Raw genomic sequence first — 21,734 nt, 5'->3', positions numbered from 1 at the left:
TTGCCGCAAACATAGTTTTGTGACAAAATGTCCTTATGGATATAGAGACCTCGGTTCAGAATCCGGTCCCGAATCAGGACCTCAGCGGCATCGTCGGGCACCGCTTCATCTACACGTACGCGAACAACTGGCAGTACGAGATGTACGTCAAGAACGCTACGACGATCGACTACCGCATCCACACCGGCATGGTCGGTGGTCGATGGGTCAAGGACCAGGAAGTCGATCTGGTCCAACTCGATGACGACGTCTACAAGATCTCATGGAACGAGCCCACCGGAACATCCGTCGTCGTCAACGTCATTCCCGGCAAGCGGCGTCTGCACGGCACGATCTTCTTCCCTCAGTGGATCGAGTTGGACGGTACGAAAACTGTTCTGTACCAGAATGATCATCTCGACGAGATGCGCGCCTATCGTGATGCCGGACCGACCTACCCCATTTACGTGGTCCCCGAATTCGCCCGAATCACTTTGTTCGAGCACGTCGGCATCGACGACGAGACGATCGTGTCGCTCGCGCCCAGCGATCTGCCCGACGGATTCGCCGACCGAACGAACTGACGTGCGCCCCGATCTGATCTTCGTCGCACATCTGTCGGTAACCGTGGGCGAACCGATCGACTTGGGCGAGGTGGTCGATGGTCACCGCCGCATCGTGCCGATCCTCGGCGGGACCGTCGAGGGCCCCCTACTGCGCGGCCGAGTCCTGCCCGGCGGAGCGGATCACCAGATTCTCCGCACCCCCACAATCACAGAACTGGACGCCCGATACGCCCTCGAGACCGATGCGGGCGAACGAGTCGCCGTACACAACATGGGCATACGAAGTGGTGCCGAAGAGGACATCGACGCACTTGTCCGCGGCGAAGATGTGCCCGCCGATCGCGTCTACTTCCGAAGCCAACCGCGCCTGTCCTCCGCCGCAAGCCGCCTCGCATGGATGAACGAACGACTGTTCCTCGGATCCGGCAAACGACTGCCGAACTCGATCGAACTGGACATCTATCAGATCACCTGACCGACGTTATTTCGCGCAGTCAATGTGACATTCGGTGGCCTTTCGGGCAATCAATGTCACGTCGAGTGGACAGGGAGGGGTGTCAGGCCATCGATTGGCCGTAGACGTGGGTCACGGAGATAGTCACCAGAACTCGTCGGTCGGCGACCATGACTGCTCGGTATTCGTTCCAGTCAGGGTGCTCACCGGCCGCAGCGCGGTAGTAGTCGACCAGTGCCTCGACTTCGGGGCTGTTCGGTGACGATCCCGGACCGGTGAGGGTGACGGTGCCCTCCGCCGTCGCCCATGCCCTACCGTCGGGACTGGTCACTTCTAGTGCGGCGCGTGGATCTCGACGCAAGTTGGCCGTTTTCGCTCGTCCTTCGGTCACCGAGATTCGGATGGTCTCGGCAGCGCGATCGTAGAACGGCGTCACCGGCGAGAGCTGCGGAAGTCCGCTGGCCTTGATGGTCGCCAACACTCCGATTCGGCTCTGTTCGAGAAGGTCGTGTGGATCGAATGCGCTGTCGGTCATGGATTCCCCTCAGGTCGTGTTGACAACTCGGCCGCGTAGGCCCCGATTGCTCGACGATATTTCCCCATTGCAGGGTTCGCTGCCTGAAGCGCACTCCGAAGCGCCTGCGCTACATCCCCGATATCCCACAGGGCCAGCGCCACGAATGCGTCACGTGCGGAGATGTATTCGTTCGCGAACTCGAACTCTCGGAGCACATGCAATGCATCGTGCGGTCGCCCGACATTGCGCAATGAACTCGCCAATTGGATCCGGGCCTGATTTTCCCGGTCGCCCTCGAGACCAGCCGACAGGGAGGCTTCATACAACGGGACTGCGGCCGCACCGTCGCCCAAGAAGTCTTCCAGCGATGCACGCTCGAACAGAGTACGAGCATCCGAATAGGATGCGGCCGAGAGCAAGTCCGCCATCTCGACACGCATACGGACGGGGTCGGTGTCATCCGCTTCACGCCAGAACGCCACTAGCGGGTCCACATTGCCTCCACCTGTCGTCACGCGCTCCATCGTCGCAGACACCGCTTAGTCTCGACAGATGGATGTGGACCTGTCCCTACTCAAGTTGCTGGTGGAAATCGACCGCAGCGGGTCGATGACGGCCGCTGCCGAACGGCTCATGTTCACCCCCTCAGCTGTGTCCCAGCAGGTCAAGAGACTCGAGGCCGTCGTCGGAACCCCGGTCCTCGAGCGACACGCACGCGGAGTGCGCCTCACCGAGGCCGGTCGGCTCGTTGCGGGGAGAGCGGCGGCGATCGACACGCAACTGTCTGCCCTGCGCGCCGACCTCGACGATCTGCTCGACGCCCGCAGCGGCCACGTCACCCTGGGCGTCTTCCCTTCCTTCGCTGCATCTCTTCTGCCGGACGTCATGAGTGCATTTCGCTCTGCGCATCCAGGGATCGATTTGGGCATACGGTCGTCGCGGCTGCGCGACCTGCACGCGATGCTGCTGGGCCGAGAAGTAGATTTGTCCTTGGCATGGGACTACCCGGAATTGCCGATGGTGGTCGACGACGTCGAGACCGAAGTCATCGCCGAGGACGCCACGGTCCTTCTCGTTCCCGCGGGTTGGTCTCGGAGAGGCCCCGTTCCACTCCAATCGCTCGAAGGCGAACAGTGGATTGTTCGCGCGTCGCAGCACTCCATCACCACGATGTTCCGAACAGCCTGTCTCAAAGCCGGTTTCGAGCCGAAGATCCTGATCGAGTCCAACGACTACATGGAATCTCAGGCGATGGTTGCTGCCGGGCTGGGACTCACCGTGGCACCCGCGATGACCACTCGCTACCTTCGCGAGGGCGTCGAGTCGATTGCCTTGGATGAACTCTCGAGGCGGCGAATCCTGCTGTGCCGCCTCGAGCAGCGGGCGCCGTCCCCTGCATCGAATGCCATGACATCGGTGCTCGTCACGCTCTTCGAAGCTATGAATTCTGCTTGAGTCAGATGTAAGAAACGATCTCTGGTCTTCACGCTGCGTAGGCGGCAAGGTATGCCACAGGTCACATCGGTGACCTAGTCCGCAACAGTGCGGACGTGAACACCTGGAGACATCGTGACTACCGGACACCCAGCGCCAGCCCCAGACAACACAGTCGAACTGGTGGTTCTCGCCGGCGACGGCATCGGTCCCGAGATCAGCGCGGCGACTGCCTCGGTGGTCGAAAGTGCGCTCGCGCACAACGGAATCACCGCCAGGTTCACCGATGGAACCATCGGTTTCGATGCGCTCGCCGCCTCGCGGACAACCATGCCCGACGCCATCGTCGATCTCTCGCGTGCAGCAGACGGCGTCGTTCTGGGCCCGGTGTCGCACCTGGACTACCCACCGACCTCCGAAGGCGGCGTCAACCCGTCGGGAATACTGCGGCGAAAGTTGGACCTGTACGCCAACATTCGGCCCGCCAGGACTGTCCCGGCTCTCCCGAATCCTCTCGGCAAGAACTTCGACCTCGTGATTGCCAGAGAGAACACCGAAGGCTTCTATGCCGATCGGACGATGTTCGCCGGTGGTGGCGAGTTCATGCCCACAGAGGACCTCGCACTGGCCATTCGAAAGGTGACTCGTCACGGTTCCGAACGCATCGTGCGCCGAGCGTTCGAGCTGGCACGGACGCGTAGATCGAAAGTCACCGTGGTGCACAAGGCCAACGTCCTCAGGCTGAGCGACGGGCTGTTCCTCGAGGCGGCCAGAGCCGTCCGGCAGGACTTTCCCGACGTCTCCTACGAGGAGCTATTGGTCGACGCTGTCGCCGCGCTGCTGATACGTCGACCGGAGTCCTTCGACGTGATCGCAACCACCAACATGTTCGGGGACATCCTCTCGGACGAGGCCACCGAGCTCTCCGGCAGCTTGGGATTGGCGGCGTCACTGAATGTCGGTGACAAGCACGCCGTCGCGCAAGCACAACATGGATCGGCACCCGACATAGCAGGGCAAGGAATCGCCAATCCCGCGTCGCTGATCGGTTCTGCCGCAATGCTCCTGGACTGGATCGGACAGCAGCGCGGCGACGAAAGACTGACTGCAGCGGGCAGATCGATTCATCGAGCCATCGACACGGCCGTGGGTATGCCCGAGACCCGCACGGCGGACCTCCACGGAACCGCAACCACCGAGCGCTTCACGCTCGCAGTAATCGAGCACCTCGAATCGGAGCGCTGAATCATGTTGGCAGTGCTCGGATTCGTCTCACTCGCATCCTTCATGCTGGTGGTGATCAAGAAGTGGGCGACGGCACTGGTTGCCGTCGTCACCATCCCCATCGTTGTTCTGTTGATCAGTGGACAGGGTGCAGCGCTACCGGACATGGTCACGAAAGGCATCGAAACCGTTGCTCCCACAGCAATTTTGCTGCTCTTCGCGGTGCTGTACTTCGGGATCATGATGGACGCCAAACTGTTCGACCCCATTTCGCGCGGCATCATCCGACTGTCCGGCGGAGACCCAGTCAAGATCTGCGTCGGCACAGCGGTTCTCGCACTCCCGGTCGCACTCGACGGCGACGGCACCACGTCATACATGATCATCTGCTCCGCGTTTATCCCCATCTATCGCAAGCTCGGAATCAACCCCCTGGTGATCGCCACGATCGCGACCATGGCTCTCGGGACCATATCCGGTACTACGCCGTGGGGCGGAGCCGCGACCCGAGCGATCAGCGTGCTGCAGATCGATGCCACCGAGTACTTCGTACACATGCTGCCGGCGATGCTGCTGATGTCCGCGGCGATCGTCGGCCTCGCGTACCTGTTGGGGCGCAGCGCACGTAAGAAGATCTCCCCTGAGCGCATCGCCGAAGTCACCGCGCACGTGTCTGCTGGCGGGCACGAAGAGGGCTCGGAGGGAACACTTCTGACGAAGGCAACCTGGCGAACGTGGGTGAACGCAGCACTGACGGTCACCTTGCTGGTGCTGCTGGTGCTGGGAGTCGCGGACCTATTGGTGCTGTTCATGCTGGGATTCATCATCGTGCTCGTCGTCAACCACCCCAAGCCCTCCGATCAGGGCGAGGTGATCCGATCGCACGCTGCCAACGCCGTCCCCGTCGTCATATTGGTCCTGGGTGCCGGCGTGTTCACCGGCATCCTCACCGAAACCGGTATGACAACCGCCATGGCCGACGCGCTGATATCTCTGATTCCGGACGGTGCCGAGGGCATGATTCCCGCCGCAGCCGCGCTGATCGGCATACCGCTGAGCTTCTTCATGGCCAACGACGCCTACTTCTTCGGGATAGTGCCGGTACTCGCGGAATCGGCTGCGCAGTACTCCATCCCACCCGAAGAGATGGCGCGTGCCGCCGTGATCGGCCAGATGGCTCACTCGATCGGACCGGCGTCGGCACCGTTGTGGGTTCTTCTCGGCCTGGTCCGCGCGTCACTGGGCGACTTCCAACGCTTCGCATTCCTGTGGGTGTTGGCCGCGTCGCTGATGTACATCGTGTTCGCGATTGTCACCGGAGCCATCTCGGTGGGTCTGTGACCTATTGTGCTGCCACGAATTCGATTCGATTGCCCACTCCGTCGCGGGTATGGAACCGTCGTCGACCCTCGATCCCCTCAGGGTCGGCCCAATCGACCGGGTAGCCGGCAGACGTCAACGCCGCAGCGGTTGCATCGACGTCGGCAACGAAAGCCGGGTGCGCCTTCACTGCCGGACGAAAGTCGTCGTCGACGCCGACATGCAACTCACCGTCGGGACCACCTACACCCGGCACCCGGAACCAACAGCCCCCGCGAACGGCCAACAACGGCGGCTTCGGGACCTCCTCCCAGCCCAAGGCTCCTGAGAAGAACGCTCGCTCTAGATCCTCGCCGCCCGCCGGACACGCGACCTGCACATGATGAATCATCGACAGAACGTACCGCCGACTCGATTGACACGTCGATGAACGGTAGGCAAACGTATGGGCATGCAACTGAGATTTCTGGCCGGCATCTCGACGGCCTTCGCATTCAAGCTTCTGCTGATGCGAGCGCTGACACTCAAGCTGCAGCGAGACATCGAAGCGCTGAACAACGGCGACTACCGTCCCCTGCTCGCGTCGTTCCACCGAGACGCAGTGCTCAAGTTCGCCGACGGAGACAGCCGCTGGTCGGGCACCCATCGCGGCCGCGCAGCCATCGAAAGATTCTTCCAGGACTTCGTCGCAGCCGGGATACAAGGACAGATCAGCGAAATCTACAGTGGCGGCGCACCCTGGCGAATGACCCTGCTCGTGCGGTTCGACGACCGAGCCCACGCAGCCGACGGCACCCAGATCTACAACAACCGCACCGTGCTCCTGGTCCGCACGAGCTGGGGGAAAATCATCTCGCAAGAAGACTTCTTCGAGGACACCACACGCATCGACGCATTCGAGAAGAAACTGCGGCAACTCTAGATCACCCGGCCCGGCATCACACCGTGTGCCATCCGCCGGTACTCAATGTGACATCCAGTGGCCTTTTCGGCGGTCAATGTCACATCGAGTGGACTCCAGGGTCGGAGGGGGTGGGGCGGCGATAGGTCACCTGGGGGTAGTTGTCGGCATTCGTGACGCTGGCGTTCACGTTGTATACCGTGCGCACGAGGTGTTCGGTGATCACTTCGTTCGGGGTTCCCGATGCAACGATGGTGCCGTGATCGAGGACGATGATTCGGTCGCAGAACATGGCGGCGAGGTTGAGGTCGTGCAGGGCGATGTAGCTGCTCAGGGGTAGGCCTGCGACGAGGGTGAGGATGTCGAGTTGATGTTGGATGTCGAGGTGATTGGTCGGCTCGTCGAGCAGTAGTTCGGTGGGTTGCTGGGCGAGGGCTCGGGCGATCTGGACTCGTTGGCGTTCGCCGCCGGAGAGGGTGTGCCAGCGTCGGGTGGCTTTCGATGCCATGGCGGTGTCGGTGAGTGCTCGTGCGATGGCGGCGTCGTCGTCGGATGCGTCGCCGCCGAGGATGCCGTGATGTGGGATGCGGCCGAGGCGGACGACGTCGCGGACGCTGATGTCGACGTCGGTGTCGGAGTGTTGGTCGACCATGGCCACCCGTCTGGCGACGCGACGTCGGCGCAGTGTTCGCAGGTTGTCTCCGTCGAGCAGCACGTCGCCACTGTCGGGTGCGACGATGCCGGCAAGAATGCGCAACAGGGAGGATTTGCCCGAGCCGTTGGGGCCGATCAGGCCGATGGTCTCTCCCGGTTCGGGCGCGAAGCTGATGCCGTCGAGGATCGGGTGTCCACTCCGGGTCCATCGAATGTCTCTGGCGTGCAGTGTCATCGAGATCTCCTGAGCCGAAAGAGAATCAGGGCGAAGGCCGGAACGCCGATAAGGGCCGTGACCACTCCGACCGGAATTTCCTGTGGTGCGAACACCGTTCGAGCGATGGTGTCGACCCAGACCATGAATATTGCCCCCATCACCACCGTCGTCGGAAGCAGTCTTCGATGGCGCGACCCCACGAGGAAACGAGCAGCGTGCGGTAGCACCAGCCCTACGAATCCGATGGCACCGGCGGCGCTGACGAGGGCGGCCGTGATCAATGCGGTCATGACCAGCAACAGGATTCGCACGTACTTCACCGGAACGCCGAGGGATGCGGCCGCGTCGTGCCCGAAAGTGAAGGCATCGAGGGCCGAGGTGTTGAACAGGCACACCGCCATGCCCAGCAGTGCCACAGTGCCGCACAGTGCCACGTCCGTCCAGTCGGCGCCGCTCAAGGAACCGAGCAGCCAGAACAAGACTCCTCGGGTTTGCTCGGCGTCGGCCGAAGATATGACGATGAACGACGTCAGAGCCGAGAACAGTTGTGTACCTGCCACTCCCGCCAGCACGACGCGGTCGTTGCCGCCGCCCGCACCTGCGGCGAGCAGCATGACCAGCACGAACGACAGCAGCGCTCCGGCGAAGGCTCCGGTGGACAGCGACAGTGCACCGCCACCGACGCCGAGCACCGCGACGACGACGGCACCGGTGGATGCGCCCGACGAGATACCCAGTACGAACGGGTCGGCGAGGGGATTGCGCAGCAGCGATTGCATGATGGCTCCGCACAGCGCGAGGCCTGCACCGCAGACGGCGGCGAGCAGCGTTCGGGGCAATCGCAACTGCCAGACGATGCCGTCCTCGATGCGGCTCACTTCGGCCGTACCGATCCCGATGTGCCCCAGTATCACTCGATACACATCGGATACCGACACGCTGGCCGGACCGATGGTCACGGCCACGCCGATCGAAAGCACCAACACCACGAAGCCACCGAGCAGAAGCGGGATCAGCAACCCGCGATCGGTCCGGCTCATGGGGTGGTCGATCCCCAGTTCTGCAGAGCAGCAGCAACTTTTTCGACCCCGTCGATCGTACGGATCGACGGGTTGAGGTCGGCACCGTTGACGACGATGTACCGCTTGCTCTCGACGGCGGTGAGCCGACTCGTGACGGGATTCGATTCCAGGAAAGCGATCTTGCTGTCGAGAGCATCACCGGCGATGCTCCGTCGGCTCAGGTCCGCGAGCACGAGCGCGGTGGGATCACGATCGAGAACACTCTCCCAATTGACCTGTGGCCATTCGTCGGTGGTGTCGGCGTAGATGTTCTCGGCACCGACGGATTCGGTGATGATGCCCGACGATCCACAGCATCCGGCCATGTAGGGGGTGTCGGTGTCGGCGAACCAGTACGCCAGCGACACACCGGAGGCGTCGACGGCTCCCGATGCCTTCGCGAAGCGATCCTGCAGTTCGGCGATGAAGCGTTCACCGCGATCACGCACGTCGAAGATGGCCGCGAGGTCGCGAATCTCCTGGTAGACGGTCTCTATCTCGAGTGGCGACGTACGCGCGCCGTCGGAGTTGACGCTGTCGTCGGTCTTGCCGTTGCAGTCGGTGGGAGAGAGGTAGCTCGGCACACCGAGCTGCTCGAACTGGTCTCTGTCGGCGACGCCTCCCGGTCCGAGGGTGCCGCCGAACGACGCGGTGACGAAGTCGGGCTCGGCGTCCAACACCACCTCGAGGGAAGGTTTGTTGTCCGCCAACCTGGGCACCTTCGCGTTCTCCGACTCGAGGTTCGCACGGACGGGGTCGGTCCAGGTAGCGGTGCCGACCATACGGTCGGCGAGGCCGAGCGAGAGAAGGATTTCCGTCGAACCCTGATTCAACGAGACCGCACGTTGCGGCGGGGCGTCGACGACGACGTCGCGACCGCAATTGTCGATGGTCAGCGGATAGTTTCCTGTGGTCGGGGTGGCCGCGTCGGTCGTCGCCGTGGACGAACAGCCGGCGAGAACGAGGAACGAGACAGCGCCTAGTACGGCGAGGGTGGTGCGCATCGTGAAAAGCTTCCTGCTGAGGGCTCGTGTCGCGGAGCCGCGGTTGGAGGTGGATCGCGACGTCCGAGCATTCGGACTTCGAGCTCTCACTCGTCACCGTTGCGCGCCAGCTCCGGAATTGCACCGGATTCCCTCGTTCGTCGCGTGCTGACCCTATCGTGCGGGGTACCTCAACGGTCAGCGTGCCGTTGCTGTCACCGGCTCCTGTGCGTAGCGAGTCGGAAAGGTTCTGCGCGCCACCACGACCACGGCCAGCGCTGCGGCGACCAGGGCTGTTGCAGCAGCGGTGACGGCCCCGATGCCGCTCAGGTCGATCACCACACCGCCCAGCAGTGCGCCCGTCGCGATCGCCAACTGGAAGGAAACGACGTAGATCGCCGACGCCTTGTCCGCATCGGCCGGGGCGGCTCTGACCACGGCCGATTGAATACACACCGGAAGGGTGGTGAAGGCCAGCCCCCACAACGCGATGGCACCGACGGCGAACACGGCCCAGCTGCCCGGAGCCCCGCTCAGAGTGCACCAGAGAATTGCCACTGCCGCTGCGACCGCACCGAGGGCCGCGATGGTCGAGTGCCGGGGCCACCGGTCGTAAGTTCTCCCGATCACCCAGATGCCGACCACCCCGAACAGTCCGTACAGCATCAGCATCAAGGTCAGGGTGGTTCCTGCCGATCCGATGGCACGGTCGACGATCACCGAGAAGTAGGTGTACGCGGCGAAATGACCGAGGACGGCCAGGAACGTCACTGCACACAGAACGGCCAGGGAGCCGTCGAGCACCCGCGGTGTCTTCTTCGTTTCCGAGACCGCTCGGGTGACCGGTAGTGCCGGGAGGACGAAGTACAGCGCCACCGCGATGGCTGCGGCGACGATGCCGAGAATCGTTGCTGCGGTGCGCCATCCGAGCCACTGGCCCAGTGCTGCCGTGAGCGGGTTGCCGGCAACCAACGCCAACGAGGTACCGGCATACACCGTCGCGATGGCCTTGCCCTGCTTACCGGGTAGTGCCAGCGATGCCGCGACCGGAGCGACGACAGCCCAGAAGACTCCGTGCGTTGCCGCGCAGAGCATTCGAGAGATCACCAACATCGGATATCCGACCGATACCGCCGAGAGGAGTTGCGAGAGTGCCAGTGCGGCAACGGTGATGACCACGACGCGTCGTCGGGGCCACTGCCGCACGAACCGGATCAACGGCATCGTCATCACGGCGACGCCGTACGCGTAGAAGGTCAGTAGGAGACCCACGGCGGATTCGCCGACGCCGAGGTCCCCGGATATCTCGGGGAGCAACCCCACGGGCAGCGTTTCCGCCGTGACGTAGATGAATGCGGCTGCGGCGAGCACCAGCAGCTTCGGTAGCGGCGACGACATGCTGTGTATCGTTACACATCATCGGTGCCGCGCGCTACAGTGGGCCGGTGAACACTCGGGTGACCATGGCCGACGTCGCAGCGTCCGCAGGCGTTTCCACCATGAGCGTCTCGTACACCTACAACCGACCGAGCCGAGTTTCCGCGGCCACCCGCGATCGCGTGCACGAGGCAGCAGCGGCCCTCGGATACGCCGGTCCCAACCGCACCGCGCGGTCGTTGCGCAGCGGCAGGCACGACAGCATCGGCGTCGTCCTCGGCGAGAAGCTCACCTACGCCTTCGAGGATCCCCAGGCTCGACGCTTTCTGTCCGGCATCGCCGAAGCGTGTCTCGACGCCGACACCGCGCTGGTGATGCTGCCGAACCTGCACCGCGACACCGACAACGCTCGCATCCGAGACGCACAGGTCGACGGGTACGTGGTGTGGACAACGGAGATCGACGACCCCTTGCTCGACGTGCTCGTCGAGACCGGCCGCCCCACGTGCATCCAGGGTGGGCCCGACCACCCCGGCCTGAACTCGATCGCCATCGACGACAGGGCGGCAGCCGACGCGGTGGCCACCGCCGCATTGCACAGCCGATCTCGACCTGCCATCGTCGCTCTCAGGCCCGATACCCGACGCGAATCGACGATCGTGCGTGGCGCGGACGCGTCGGACATCTCGATGCCGGTGACCCGAGCTCGACTCGAGGGTTACCGAGACGCATGCCTGCAATCGGGGATCGAATGGTCGACGGTACCGACACTGTTCACCACCAACAACGCCCGCCCCGAAGGGGACCGAGCAGCGCAGGTGTTGTTGCAGGACAACGCTATCGACACATTGCTCGTGATGAGCGACGAACTTGCCCTCGGGGTGCTCGATGCTGCGGCCACGGCCGGAATCGACGTTCCGGGGCGACTGGCCGTGACCGGGTGGGACGACTCCCCTGCCGCGGCCGAGGCCGGATTGACCACCGTTGCGCAGTCGCTGTTCGATCAGGGCCGGTCGGCGGCTCGGTGGGTGCTCGGACTCAGCGACAGCGTGGACGACGCGATCTGGAGCGTCGAAGAACGAGCATCGACAGGACGCGCAAACGGCCCACAAACCAAGGACACCGTGATCTAATAGTCCTAAAAAAGGGGATGCCCCCTGTTTATAGCGTTCAAGCAGACTCTTCGGCTAGTATCATCCATGGCTGTCCGGCCATGAGGGGGAACAGTGAGCCGAGAGCACGACGCGCCGCCCCGTCATGTCGCCGCGGTTACCTCAGCCGCTGCCGTAGGCGGAACAGCTGCCCAACGCGACGCGCTGACCGGTCTTCCGAACCGCGTCGAGATTCTTGCCCTCATCACCGACGAGCTCGACCGACGCACCCCGGATCGTCAGTTCAGCGTCCTGCTGGTCGACATCGACGGATTCCGAGAGTTCAACGACGCTCTCGGCCCCGCGCAGGGCGACAGCCTGCTGTGCATGGTCGCCGACCGACTGCTCGCCTCCACCCGCCCCGGCGACACCATCGGCCGACTCACCGGCGACGAATTCGTCGTCATCGCGCGGGGCTGCCACTCGATAGCCGCGCGCGCCCTGGCTGCCGGATTCGCGAGCATCTTCGAGCCCGCCTTCGAGCTCTCCGGCCGCCAACTCACCCTCACCGCCAGCGTCGGAGTCGCCTCGAGTACCACCACCGACATCAGCGCCACCCAACTGGTCCACAACGCCACCGCAGCCATGCACGCCGCCAAAGCCGTCGGACGCAACGAACACCACGTCTTCACCGACGAGCTCCACCACACCAACCGCACCCGACTCGAACTCATCGAACGACTACGCGGCACCGCCATGGTCGAGCGCGAACTGACGATGGTCTACCAACCCATCGTCGAACTCGCGACGGGAACGGTCGTCGGGGCCGAAGCACTCATCCGATGGAACCACCCCGAACTCGGCCTGCTGATGCCTGACACCTTCATCCCCCTCGCCGAGGACGCCGACCTCATCGTCCCGCTGAGCATGTGGATTCTCGCCGAGGTCGCACACACGATCGCGGACTGGCAGACCCGCAACATCCACCTCCAAGTGGGCGTCAACATCAGCCCAGCCCACTTCGCCACGGGAACCCTCGCCACCGACGTCATCGACACCGTCGACACCTACGGCATAGAACCCGGACGACTCGCCCTCGAACTCTCCGAATCACAGACACTCCACGACCTCGACGCAGTCCACTACCAACTCCGCGACGTCCAACGCCACGGCGTCCTCATCGCCATCGACGACTTCGGCTCCGGCTTCTCCTCCCTCGAACGACTCGCCACCCTCCCCGTCGACACCCTCAAGATCGACAAATCCCTCACCCAACACCTCGACAGCGACAACCTGCACCGACGCCGCGCCATGACCACGCTCTGCACAGCCCTCGTCGACGTCACCACCACTCTCGGCAAAGACACCGTCATCGAGGGAATCGAGACACCGGAACAACTCCAGATCTGCACCGACATGGGCGTAACCTTCGGCCAAGGACACCTACTCGGACGCCCCATGTCCGTTGCGGCACTCGAACAATTCATCACCCGACACAGCACCCACAGCGAATCCGCATAACCCGAGGAACCGAACGTGAAGATCGACAACGAAGTCCAACGCTTCACCGCCGCACCCCGAGCCCAACTCTCCACCATCAACCCCGACGGCACACCACACCTGGTCCCGATCGTCTTCGCCGTCGCCCCCACCGGCGACCGAATCTTCACCGCCATCGACTGGAAACCCAAGACAACGCAGAAACTCCAGCGACTCGACAACATCCGCGCCGACCCCGCCGTCAGCCTCATCGTCGACCACTACACCGACGATTGGTCCCAACTCTGGTGGATCCGCGCGGACGGATCCGCCCACATCGTCGAAACCTCCAGCGCCGAAGGCACATCGGCCACCGACGCCCTGGTCGCGAAATACAGTCAATACAAAAACAACAGACCCGAAGGTCCGGTCATCATCATCGACAAACTGTCCTGGAGATCCTGGTCGGCTTCCTGAACCCCGCCCTTGCCGCTGCCCCTTGTCCACTCAATGTGACCTTCGGTGGCCTTTTCGCCCGTCGATGGCACATCGAGTGGACTGCGAGCGGGTGACAGTGCAACGAAATTCGTTGGCAGATCGGGTGCACTGTTGACACACTGCTGGCCATGCTGGATGTACCTCCCGATCGGATTGTCACCGGCCGACTTCTCATTCGTCGCGAGTCGGCCGGCGATGCCGTTGCCGTTGCCGACGTGATCGGTCGCAATCTCGCGCGCCTTGCGCCGTGGATGGGGTGGGCGACCGAAGAAGCGGCCCAGCCTTCGGTGCAATCGGCTCGCATTGCGGAGGCCGTCGAGCAGTGGAATGCCGGGGAGATGTTCGATTACGGAATTTTCGAGCGCGACGGCGCTGCGTTTCTGGGCAAGATCGGGATGCATCGCCGGATCGGCCCGCACGGCATCGAATTGGGTTACTGGCTCGACGCCCGGGCCGAGGGACGTGGGGTGATCAGCGAGGCCGTCGCCGCCCTCATACGGGAGGCCTCGAGGCTGGACGGAATCAGTCGAGTCGAAATTCATTGTGACGCAGCGAATCTCCGGAGCCAGGCCGTACCCAAGAGGCTTGGATTCGTGCTGGACAGGATCGAGCATCGACCGATCGCAGCTGCGTCCGAGACCGGCAAGCACATGGTGTGGGTGTATCAACCCGAGCGACTACGAGCCTGATCCGCTCGCGGTCGGACCGTGACATTCGGTCGCGGTCGCGCCTTGGCCTGCTCGTAACGCGCCCGAAGGTCGGACAGAACGCGTTCCGGATCGTCCCGAATATCGCTCGGCAGATGTGTCACCACGATGAGGCCGGCATTCTGCGCTCGTTCCCGACGCGCCACCGTCGCCCTGTGCGCCGCGGGCGAGAGATGGTATTCGAGCGAGTCGATCTCCCAATCCAACGCGACATCGTCGAGCCAGTTGTCGGCTATCAGCAGGAACCTGCCCTGCTCGTCGTGGACAGCCACGTTGTGCTGCATCGTCGGAAGTCCGCTGCGCGCGTACAGCTTCTGGGCCTGAGCCTCCGCCACCGAGTGCGCACCTGCAGCCAGTTCCCTCAGAACTCGACGTGGCATCGCAGTTCCCCGCGTACTACCGGCGTTCAGTTCCTTCATGATCGCGTCCACGGTGGCCGCACCTCGCTGCACGACACCGGCAATCAACGCCATGCACTGCTCGGCATTCTTCATCCGTCGAACTGCATCGCACAGACACCGAACGATCGGGGCGACGCGAAGTCCCGACTTGATTTCCGCCGTCGGCATTCGCCACGTCCGCTCCACGACAGCGAAGCCCACGGACTTGCGATGTTGCGGCTCGGGAATCAGTGCGAACGTCTCCTCCAACGAACCCGACGTGCCCAATCCATGCAACGCCAGCCCTGCCCGACCGCTGATGAGAGCATCCTTGCCGCAGTAGATCGCCACCGCGGTGGCGCGTTCGATCGGCGTCAGCGAACGATTCTTCAAGAACACCAACCCAGGTAACGCCCGTGACCAGCTGCCGTCCGGCTGGGTGCGTCGAACGATGGTCTTCGAGGCCACCCCGAGCTCGAGTAAGTGCGCTGTCCTCATGAACCCGCGATCCGACGCAGCCGCGATCACCTTCGCATCGACTCGTGCTCCACCCCGCTTCATGGCCATGATGATGCACAGTCCGCGCACCCCGAATCCGCCGCGACGACGGGAAACGAACTGCCCTGTGGATAACTCACGCCCTGTGGACGAACTTTCACCCACGCGCGCCGAGGCGACGTCGTATCGAGATCCAACGCACCCGAAGATCCGCCGCCCGCAACCGACCCGATGTCCACTCGATGTGACATCGACTGTCGAAAAGGCCACTGAACGTCACATTGAGTGGGCGGGGGTGCGGGCAATGGGCACCTGACTCGCCTTGGCGGGGATACCGTCTACGGTGCAAGTGCATTCTGACTTCGGGAGTGAGATATGACGGCGACAGCAGTTTCCTCGGAGCGGTCCGGGTCCATGGTTCCGCGGTCGTTCGTGCCACCCGAGCGCGGTCGTTTGAGTGAGGTTCCGCATATCGCGGGTCTGGTGCTCGGTGTGTTCGCGGTGTTGTTGTTTCTGTGGAGTCTGTCGCCGACTCTTCGTTTCCTGATTCACGTTCCGCGTGAGTACGTCGACAGCTATTACTTCGATGCTCCCGATACGAGTTTGTCGTGGGCGCTGGTGGTCGGTTTGTTGGCGGCGGCGTTGGCGAGCCGTAAGCGCATTGCGTGGTGGTTGCTGACGATCTATCTGGTGTTGTTGGCGATCACCAATGTGGTCGAGGGGATCACGGACAAGAGCGTCAATTCGTGGATTGCGCTGGCTGTCCATGTTGTGGTGACGGGGGTGTTGATCGCCGCGCGCAAGGAGTTCTACACGCGGGTGCGTCGTGGTGCGGTGTGGAAGGCACTCGGGGTGCTCGTGCTCGGCGCGGCCATCGGGACGGTGATCGGGTGGGCGCTGGTTGCGTTGTTCCCCGGGTCGTTGCCGGAGAGTCAGACGTTCCTGTGGGCGTTCAATCGCGTGACGGCGTTGGCGACGGTGGACAACGAGCAGTTCGACGGCAGGCCGAACGGCATCGTGAACACGGCCCTCGGGCTGTTCGGAGCGTTGGCGTTGTTGGGGGCTGTCGTCACGTTGTTTCGGTCGCAGCGGTCGAGCAACGCGCTCACCGGTCGCGACGAGTCCGCGCTGCGTGGCCTGCTCGACAAATGGGGTGCCGACGATTCCCTCGGCTACTTCGCCACTCGCCGCGACAAGGGCGTCATCTTCGCCACCAGCGGTAAGGCGGCGGTGACGTATCGCGTCGAGGTCGGCGTCTGTCTGGCCAGTGGTGACCCGATCGGCAATCCCGAGGCGTGGCCGCATGCGATCTCGGAATGGTTGGACCTGGCCGAGAAATACGGCTGGACCCCAGCTGTCATGGGCGCCAGCGAGATCGGCGCGACCGCGTACAAGCGGGCCGGACTGAGTGTCCTCGAACTCGGCGACGAAGCGATCCTGAAAACCAAGGATTTCAACCTCAATGGACGCGAGATGCGCCCCGTGCGTCAGGCGGTCAACCGGGCTCGTAAAGCGGGTGTCGTGGTCACCGTGCGTCGTCATCGTGACATTTCGTCGGAGGAGATGTCGGAGATCATTGCCTGCGCGGATGCGTGGCGCGATACCGAAACCGAGCGTGGGTTCTCGATGGCGTTGGGTCGACTGGGTGATCCGCTCGACGGCGATTGTCTTCTGGTGCAGGCAGTTCAGGGCGAGAAGGTGATCGGCGTCCTCTCGCTGGTGCCGTGGGGTCGCACCGGTGTGTCCTTGGATCTGATGCGTCGTGATCCGGCGTCGCCCAACGGGGTGATCGAACTGATGGTGACCGAGCTCGCCACCAGCGCCGATCAATTCGGGGTCGGCAAGATCTCGCTGAACTTCGCGGTGTTCCGCGCGGCGTTCGAGGAGGGCAGCCGGATCGGTGCCGGGCCGGTGTTGCGAATCTGGCGCAGCGTGCTGGTGTTCTTCTCTCGGTGGTGGCAGCTCGAGGCCCTGTATCGCTCGAACGTGAAGTACCTTCCGGAATGGGAGCCGCGCTACCTCTGCTTCGCCGACAATCGGGTGTTGCCCAAGGTCGGCGTCGCGTCGGCCATCGCCGAGGGCTTCTTGACCCTGCCGACCTTCCGACGCGCCTCGAAGCACACCGGTTCTCACGTTGCGGTGCCCGCGGCTCTGGCCGACGCCGACGACATTCATCCCGACGGCAGCGGCCCCGACAGCGTCCCGGACGAGCCGACACCGGGCCGTAAGCGTCCCGACCAGGTGCGCGTACGCATGTCGAAACTCGATCGTCTCGAACGCGAGGGCACCGAGGGCTATCCCGTCGCCTATCCCCCGACGCATACGGTCGAGGCGGCGGTGGCCTCGCCGCAGGGCACAACGGTACGAATTGCCGGACGCATCCTGCGGATTCGCGACTACGGCGGTGTCGTATTCGCTGTGGTGCGTGACTGGTCGGCCGATATCCAGGTTCTCTTCGACCGCGATCGCGTCGGGGATTCGATCGAGAACTTCGACGCCGATTTCGACCTCGGCGATCTCATCGAGGTCAGTGGCGCGATCGGCCGCAGCAAGCGTGGGGAGCTGTCGCTGCTCGCGACGGACTGGCGAATGAATGCCAAGTGCTTGCATCCACTGCCGGACAAGTATCGCGGACTCACCGACCCGGAAGCTCGGGTGCGGCAACGCTACGTCGATCTGGCGATCAATCGCGATGCTCGTGCACTGATGATCGCCCGATCCAATGTCGTGAAGTCACTTCGTGATTCGCTCGGCGAGCGCGGATACATGGAGGTCGAGACACCGATTCTGCAGCAGGTTCACGGCGGTGCCAACGCAGCACCGTTCGTCACCCACATCAATGCCTACAACCTCGACCTCTACCTGCGGATCGCACCGGAGCTCTATCTCAAACGCCTGTGTGTCGGCGGCATGGAGAAGGTGTTCGAGATCGGCCGCGTGTTCCGCAACGAAGGCGCGGACTTCAAGCACAACCCCGAGTTCACGATCCTCGAGGCCTACGAGGCCCACAGCGACTACGAACGCGCAATGGTGTTGTGCCGCGAGCTGATTCAGCGAGCAGCCGTTGCCGCGCACGGACGCGAGATCATCCTGCGCCCGGACGGCCCGAACGGAGAAATGATCGAGATCGACATCTCCGGCGAATGGCCGGTCAAGACGTTGCACGGTGCCGTCGCCGAGAAGTTGGGAGTGCCCGTCGAACCGGCGACTCCTCTGGAGGAGCTGCAACGCCTGTGCGACGAGAACGACATTCCGTACGAGAAGACCTGGGATGCTGGGGCCGTCGCGCAGGGAATGTACGAACATCTCGTCGAGGACTACACCGAATTCCCCACTTTCTACAAGGACTTCCCGACGTCGATGTCGCCGTTGACGAGGCCGCATCGGAGCATTCCGGGCGTCGCCGAGAAGTGGGATCTCGTCGCGTGGGGTGTGGAGCTGGGTACCGCGTACAGCGAGCTGACCGACCCTGTCGATCAGCGACAGCGCCTCACCGAACAGTCGCTGTTGGCGGCCGGCGGTGACGAGGAAGCGATGAGCCTGGACGAGGATTTTCTGCAAGCACTCGAGCACGGGATGCCGCCGACCGGCGGTCTCGGCATGGGAGTCGACCGGGTCGTCATGCTCATCACCGGTGGCAGCATTCGGGAAACGCTCGCGTTCCCCCTGGCCAAGCCGCGTCAATGACCTTCCCTCGTGACCGATCCACGCACACGAGTGTGCAAAACGGGGAAAATGATGGAAACTGGAGCGTGAAACAGTCGACAGGTCGGTAGAGCATCGTGGAGTACCAAACATGGACAGCGGGGATCGAGCCGAACGCAGTGCGTTGTTTCCCGTGAAACATCCTCCCGGTCAGTACGTCGAGGTGGACGGGCAACGTCTGCATCTGTTCGTACGCGGAACCGGCCCCACGGTCGTCCTGTGCGGAGGCCTCGGCAGTAACTGGTTCGACTGGAACGACACCGTCGACATCCTGAGCGCCCACCATCACGTGGTCGTTCTCGACCGCCCCGGCTTCGGACTCAGCGACCCCTTGCCCGCCGGTGCCACACCCACCGTCCGCGGGGAGGCAGACCGAATCATCGGTGTCCTCGACGCACTCGGAGTCACCGACCCGGCCGTCGTGGTAGGTCATTCGATAGCCGGCTTCTACGCAGAAGCTGTGGCCCGGCTGTACCCGTCGCGCACCCGCGGAATTCTGTTGCTCGATTCCAGCGCCGAATCCGACCCCAGACGCTTCGTCCCGACCGTCGTGCGCGTCGAGGCTGCCCACGTCATCGCCACCGCGCTCAGCAAGACCGGCCTGCAGAAGCTGGTCGGACCGCGTGTGCGACGCGTCCTCAATCAGGCGACACCGCCCGACGGCACACCGCAGGAGACGTTCGACTGGGTCGACGACATCTATCGACGACCCACCTACCTCGCCGCCGCCCTGGTGGAGGACGTCGTCTACCCGGACCTCGCCGCCGAACTGAACAGAATGCGGAAGCGTTCGCCCCTCGTCGTTCCGGTCATCGTCGCCGCAGCCCACACCGGACGACCCTCCCCGTGGGGCAAGCGATGGATCAAGACTCAACGCAAGCTGGCCGCGTATCTGCGGGCCGACTTCACTGTCGTCATGCCCGCCCACCACCACGCCATGATCGACAAGCCCGCCGAGGTCGCAGCCCTCATCACCGAACTGGTGTGAACTCCTCGAGGCGACGCACGTAACGTGTGTCACCGAGCCCGTAGCCCAAGACCCGAGCCGAAGCTCGGCGATGGCGCGGTAGCACGAGAGGAAATTGAAGATGGGTGCGATCAGCACGACGCAGGGACGACAGTCGAAACTACTCGGACTCGGCGTTCACCGCCCCGAGAGAGTCGTGACCAACGACGAGATCTGTGAATTCATCGACTCGAGCGACGAGTGGATCCAGACGCGGTCCGGAATCAAGAACCGGCGCTTCGCCGATCCCAAGGAAAACGTCGTCGAGATGTCCATCGCGGCAGGTCGTAAGGCCCTCGAAGCCAGCGGAATCACCGCCGACCAAGTCGACACCGTCATCGTCGCCACCTCGACGCATCTCGAACTCACACCCCAAGCAGCTGCAAAAGTAGCGCACGGACTCGGCACCAAGGGGCCGGCCGCATTCGACATCTGCGCCGGCTGCGCGGGCTTCTGCTACTCCCTCGCCGTCGCATCGGACCTGGTCAAGGCCGGAACGTCCAAGTACGTCCTCGTCATCGGTGCAGAACAGCTCAGCGTCACCACCGACCCCTACGACCGCACCACCCGCTTCATCTTCGCTGACGGCGCCGGTGCCGTGGTCGTCGGCCAGAGCGACGAAACCGAGATCGGACCCGCCGTCTGGGGCTCCGACGGCTCGCAATCCGACGCCATCGTCCAGACCACCGACTGGTACGACTACATCACCGAAGAAGGCCTCGAGCGACCCTGGATCCGGATGAACGGAATCTCCGTCTTCCGCTGGGCCGCATTCGAAATGGGCAAAGCCGCGCAGCGCGTCCTCGACGTCGCCGGGATCAAAACCGACGAACTGCACGCCTTCATCCCCCACCAGGCCAACAGCCGCATCACCGAACTCCTCGCCAAGAGCCTGAACCTGAACGAGGACACACCCGTCGCCAACGACATCGCCGAAACCGGCAACACCTCGGCAGCCTCGATCCCCCTGGCCATGGAAGAACTACTGCGCACCGGCAAAGCAAAAGCAGGAGACACAGCACTGCTGCTCGCCTTCGGTGCCGGACTCTCCTACGCCGGACAGGTAGTCAAACTCCCCAACCTGTAGTCGCCGATCCACATCGGATGCACCCGATTCTCGAGTGCACACCCTTCACCCCAGTGCACTCGATGTGACATTGAGTGGCCTTTTCGGCAGTCAATGGCACATCGAGTGGACTCCGGGGGACGCTGTGGGGCGATTCGGGACCCAAGGCGGGGGTCGAGTCGTACTGTTGTCGTATGCCCAAGCCTCCGTTGCCCGATGCCGCTGTCGAATTGCTGAAGAAGGCCAATCCCGCGGTCATGGCGGTGGTTCGTGCAGATGGGACGCCGATCACCGCACCCACGTGGTATCTGTGGGAGGACGGGAAGGTCGTGCTCAATTTCGATGCGTCGCGGAAGCGTCTCGAGCACATCAAGGCGAATCCGAAGGTCTCGATTTCGGTGTTGGACGAGGCCAGTTGGTACACCCATGTGACGGTGCACGGTTCGATCGAGTTGCGTGACGATCCCGATCTGGTCGACATCGATCGCATTTCGACGCATTACACCGGCGATCCGTATCCGGTTCGGGATCAGCCGCGCGTGACCGGATACGTCACTGTCGACGCCTATGTGGGGTGGGGCAAGCTCAGCACGTAGCGCCGAGGGAGAGCGGTTGCG

The 21,734-nt window shown here is 63.4% G+C and carries 22 protein-coding genes and 1 riboswitch; of the genes, 14 read left to right on the top strand and 8 right to left on the bottom strand.

The window, feature by feature from the left end; translation table 11 throughout:
• The first annotated feature begins 35 nt into the window (after positions 1-35).
• Positions 36-563 carry a phenolic acid decarboxylase gene (locus CH306_RS08855; RefSeq protein ID WP_094628960.1) on the top strand — a complete coding sequence of 176 codons (528 nt, stop codon included), beginning with the start codon at positions 36-38 and terminating at the stop codon, positions 561-563.
• A gap of 1 nt (position 564) precedes the next feature.
• Positions 565-1,020 carry a DUF3237 domain-containing protein gene (locus CH306_RS08850; RefSeq protein ID WP_094646282.1) on the top strand — a complete coding sequence of 152 codons (456 nt, stop codon included), beginning with the start codon at positions 565-567 and terminating at the stop codon, positions 1,018-1,020.
• Between the two features lie 82 nt (positions 1,021-1,102).
• Here CH306_RS08850 and CH306_RS08845 read toward each other — a convergent pair whose 3' ends face one another.
• Together CH306_RS08845 and CH306_RS08840 are read right to left on the bottom strand one after the other, a co-directional pair.
• Complete coding sequence (locus CH306_RS08845; RefSeq protein WP_094646281.1) at positions 1,103-1,534, bottom strand: PPOX class F420-dependent oxidoreductase; 432 nt, start codon at positions 1,532-1,534, stop codon at positions 1,103-1,105.
• Positions 1,531-2,040, bottom strand: coding sequence for a tetratricopeptide repeat protein (locus CH306_RS08840; RefSeq protein ID WP_094646280.1), 510 nt, complete (start codon positions 2,038-2,040; stop codon positions 1,531-1,533). Before CH306_RS08840 ends, CH306_RS08845 begins: the two co-directional genes overlap by 4 nt.
• 28 nt (positions 2,041-2,068) lie before the next feature.
• Between CH306_RS08840 and CH306_RS08835 the strand changes: the two genes are divergently transcribed.
• The 3 genes from CH306_RS08835 to CH306_RS08825 all read left to right on the top strand — a co-directional run bounded on the left by CH306_RS08835 (position 2,069) and on the right by CH306_RS08825 (position 5,515).
• Entirely contained in the window at positions 2,069-2,971 is a 903-nt protein-coding gene (locus CH306_RS08835; protein ID WP_094646279.1) for a LysR family transcriptional regulator, read from the top strand.
• Between the two features lie 162 nt (positions 2,972-3,133).
• Complete coding sequence (locus CH306_RS08830) at positions 3,134-4,195, top strand: isocitrate/isopropylmalate dehydrogenase family protein (RefSeq protein ID WP_230596961.1); 1,062 nt, start codon at positions 3,134-3,136, stop codon at positions 4,193-4,195.
• 3 nt (positions 4,196-4,198) lie between these two features.
• Positions 4,199-5,515 carry a CitMHS family transporter gene (locus CH306_RS08825; protein WP_094646278.1) on the top strand — a complete coding sequence of 439 codons (1,317 nt, stop codon included), beginning with the start codon at positions 4,199-4,201 and terminating at the stop codon, positions 5,513-5,515.
• 1 nt (position 5,516) lies between these two features.
• On the opposite strand, the gene CH306_RS08820 is transcribed toward CH306_RS08825, so the two are convergent.
• The gene (locus CH306_RS08820) at positions 5,517-5,885 is read right to left on the bottom strand and encodes a glyoxalase (RefSeq protein ID WP_094646277.1); all 369 of its coding nucleotides are present in this window, start codon (positions 5,883-5,885) and stop codon (positions 5,517-5,519) included.
• A 60-nt stretch (positions 5,886-5,945) separates the two neighbouring features.
• On the opposite strand from CH306_RS08820, the gene CH306_RS08815 reads away from it, so the two are divergent.
• Positions 5,946-6,416 carry a nuclear transport factor 2 family protein gene (locus CH306_RS08815; RefSeq protein WP_082074044.1) on the top strand — a complete coding sequence of 157 codons (471 nt, stop codon included), beginning with the start codon at positions 5,946-5,948 and terminating at the stop codon, positions 6,414-6,416.
• A gap of 79 nt (positions 6,417-6,495) precedes the next feature.
• On the opposite strand, the gene CH306_RS08810 is transcribed toward CH306_RS08815, so the two are convergent.
• From CH306_RS08810 to CH306_RS08795, 4 genes are all read right to left on the bottom strand, one after another.
• A complete protein-coding gene (locus CH306_RS08810) occupies positions 6,496-7,284 on the bottom strand; it encodes an ABC transporter ATP-binding protein (protein ID WP_045197814.1) in 789 nt (262 codons plus the stop codon).
• Positions 7,281-8,306, bottom strand: a complete 1,026-nt coding sequence (locus tag CH306_RS08805; protein ID WP_094628976.1) for a FecCD family ABC transporter permease — start codon at positions 8,304-8,306, stop codon at positions 7,281-7,283. Before CH306_RS08805 ends, CH306_RS08810 begins: the two co-directional genes overlap by 4 nt.
• Positions 8,303-9,331, bottom strand: coding sequence for an ABC transporter substrate-binding protein (locus CH306_RS08800; protein ID WP_094646276.1), 1,029 nt, complete (start codon positions 9,329-9,331; stop codon positions 8,303-8,305). The genes CH306_RS08805 and CH306_RS08800 overlap by 4 nt, the downstream gene beginning before the upstream one ends.
• 1 nt (position 9,332) lies before the next feature.
• A riboswitch (cobalamin riboswitch) is annotated at positions 9,333-9,521 on the bottom strand.
• Positions 9,509-10,708, bottom strand: coding sequence for an MFS transporter (locus CH306_RS08795; protein WP_094646275.1), 1,200 nt, complete (start codon positions 10,706-10,708; stop codon positions 9,509-9,511). (Overlaps the previous riboswitch by 13 nt.)
• A 47-nt stretch (positions 10,709-10,755) precedes the next feature.
• On the opposite strand from CH306_RS08795, the gene CH306_RS08790 reads away from it, so the two are divergent.
• From CH306_RS08790 to CH306_RS08775, 4 genes are all read left to right on the top strand, one after another.
• Positions 10,756-11,820 carry a substrate-binding domain-containing protein gene (locus CH306_RS08790; protein WP_032397020.1) on the top strand — a complete coding sequence of 355 codons (1,065 nt, stop codon included), beginning with the start codon at positions 10,756-10,758 and terminating at the stop codon, positions 11,818-11,820.
• Positions 11,821-11,913: 93 nt separating this feature from the next.
• Positions 11,914-13,299: a putative bifunctional diguanylate cyclase/phosphodiesterase gene (locus CH306_RS08785; RefSeq protein WP_094646274.1), complete on the top strand. Its 1,386-nt coding sequence runs from the start codon at positions 11,914-11,916 to the stop codon at positions 13,297-13,299.
• 15 nt (positions 13,300-13,314) lie between these two features.
• The gene (locus CH306_RS08780; RefSeq protein WP_094646273.1) at positions 13,315-13,734 is read left to right on the top strand and encodes a TIGR03668 family PPOX class F420-dependent oxidoreductase; all 420 of its coding nucleotides are present in this window, start codon (positions 13,315-13,317) and stop codon (positions 13,732-13,734) included.
• A 149-nt stretch (positions 13,735-13,883) separates the two neighbouring features.
• On the top strand, positions 13,884-14,444 hold the full coding sequence (locus CH306_RS08775) for a GNAT family N-acetyltransferase (RefSeq protein WP_094646272.1): 561 nt from the start codon (positions 13,884-13,886) through the stop codon (positions 14,442-14,444).
• On the opposite strand, the gene CH306_RS08770 is transcribed toward CH306_RS08775, so the two are convergent.
• A complete protein-coding gene (locus CH306_RS08770; protein ID WP_256981101.1) occupies positions 14,420-15,409 on the bottom strand; it encodes a hypothetical protein in 990 nt (329 codons plus the stop codon). The genes CH306_RS08775 and CH306_RS08770 overlap by 25 nt on opposite strands.
• Before the next feature lie 306 nt (positions 15,410-15,715).
• Between CH306_RS08770 and lysX the strand changes: the two genes are divergently transcribed.
• From lysX to CH306_RS08750, 4 genes are all read left to right on the top strand, one after another.
• On the top strand, positions 15,716-19,027 hold the full coding sequence (lysX, locus tag CH306_RS08765; RefSeq protein ID WP_094646271.1) for a bifunctional lysylphosphatidylglycerol synthetase/lysine--tRNA ligase LysX: 3,312 nt from the start codon (positions 15,716-15,718) through the stop codon (positions 19,025-19,027).
• Positions 19,028-19,136: 109 nt separating this feature from the next.
• Positions 19,137-20,033, top strand: a complete 897-nt coding sequence (locus CH306_RS08760) for an alpha/beta fold hydrolase (protein ID WP_176459181.1) — start codon at positions 19,137-19,139, stop codon at positions 20,031-20,033.
• Positions 20,034-20,133: 100 nt separating this feature from the next.
• A complete protein-coding gene (locus CH306_RS08755; protein ID WP_032397016.1) occupies positions 20,134-21,138 on the top strand; it encodes a beta-ketoacyl-ACP synthase III in 1,005 nt (334 codons plus the stop codon).
• Positions 21,139-21,311: 173 nt separating this feature from the next.
• Entirely contained in the window at positions 21,312-21,713 is a 402-nt protein-coding gene (locus CH306_RS08750) for a PPOX class F420-dependent oxidoreductase (RefSeq protein ID WP_094646270.1), read from the top strand.
• The last annotated feature ends 21 nt before the right edge of the window (positions 21,714-21,734 follow it).

Source organism: Rhodococcus sp. 15-725-2-2b (genome assembly GCF_002259075.1).
Taxonomy (GTDB): domain Bacteria; phylum Actinomycetota; class Actinomycetes; order Mycobacteriales; family Mycobacteriaceae; genus Rhodococcoides.
This window is presented reverse-complemented; position numbering and strand designations above follow the sequence as displayed.